Below are 1,069 nucleotides of genomic sequence, written 5' to 3'. Positions count from 1 at the left end.
GGGCCGCAGGTCTCACTCCCCCGGGACGCCAGACGGCTTCGTCAGGCGGTAGCTGAACATCCCCACATTACGCTGCTGAGCGGTGCCCGGCTGATTGCCCGCCCCAACCCACATTCCGTAGTCTTCGAAACCGCAGACGACTGCGGCGAAATCCGCTGGCAGCGGCTGATTTTATGCTGCGGCGCCAGAGAACTCTCGCTGCCTTTTCCCGGCTGGACACTCCCCAATGTGACGGGGGCCGGAGGCCTGCAGGCGCAGATAAAACATGGCCTGCAACTCAAGGGGGAACGCGTGGTCATTGCAGGCAGCGGTCCTCTTCTGCTGGCGGTCGCCAGTACGGTGAAACGCGCTGGCGGAAATATCGTCGCCATCATCGAACAGGCCCCGATAACCGCACTGGCCCGTTTCGCAACCGGGCTATGGCGCTGGCCTGAAAAATTGCGTCAGTTCGGCGAGCTCTTTCCAGCCCGCTATCATCCGGCAAGCCAGGTCATCCAAGCGCAGGGTGATACCTGTCTTCAGTCAGTGGCCGTGCGCCACCAGGGACAAACCAGGGAGATCGCCTGCGACAGGCTGGCCATTGGCTATGGGCTGGTACCGAATATAGAACCTGGCGCAATCTTTGGCTGCAAAACAGAAAATCAGGCTATTTGGGTCGATGCGGAGCAACGCACCAGCGTGCAGGATATCTATGCGGCAGGAGAATGCACCGGCTTTGGCGGCAGCGAGCTGGCGTTAGCCGAGGGAGAAATTGCCGGCTATGCCGCCGCAAATTGTCCGCAAAAGGCCCAAAGCGCCATCTCCGCGCGCACCCGCTGGCAGCGTTTTGCCCAAGCGTTGCATACGACGTTTGCGCTGCCGGAGTCGCTAAAAGCCGCGACCACCGCGGATACGCTACTCTGCCGTTGTGAGGATATTCGTTGTGGCGACGTGCAAAACGCCGAAAGCTGGCAGGCTGCAAAGCTCGCCTCACGCTGTGGAATGGGGGCCTGTCAGGGGAAAGTCTGCGCCACCAGCGCCCGCTGGCTGTACGGCTGGCCGCTGCCGCAGCCGCGCGAACCGCTCTCCC

The 1,069-nt window shown here is 62.1% G+C and carries 1 protein-coding gene; it reads left to right on the top strand.

What is annotated here, in order from left to right:
* The coding region (locus tag FDW94_RS05620; RefSeq protein WP_249358319.1) for an FAD/NAD(P)-binding oxidoreductase at positions 1-1,069 on the top strand (1,069 nt) is incomplete at both ends.

Origin of the sequence: Citrobacter sp. wls757, assembly GCF_005280935.1 — a bacterium.
In the GTDB taxonomy this organism is placed as follows: Bacteria; Pseudomonadota; Gammaproteobacteria; order Enterobacterales; family Enterobacteriaceae; genus Citrobacter; species Citrobacter portucalensis.
Note: the sequence above shows the minus strand (reverse complement) of the source record. Positions and strands in the feature narration are given on the sequence as shown.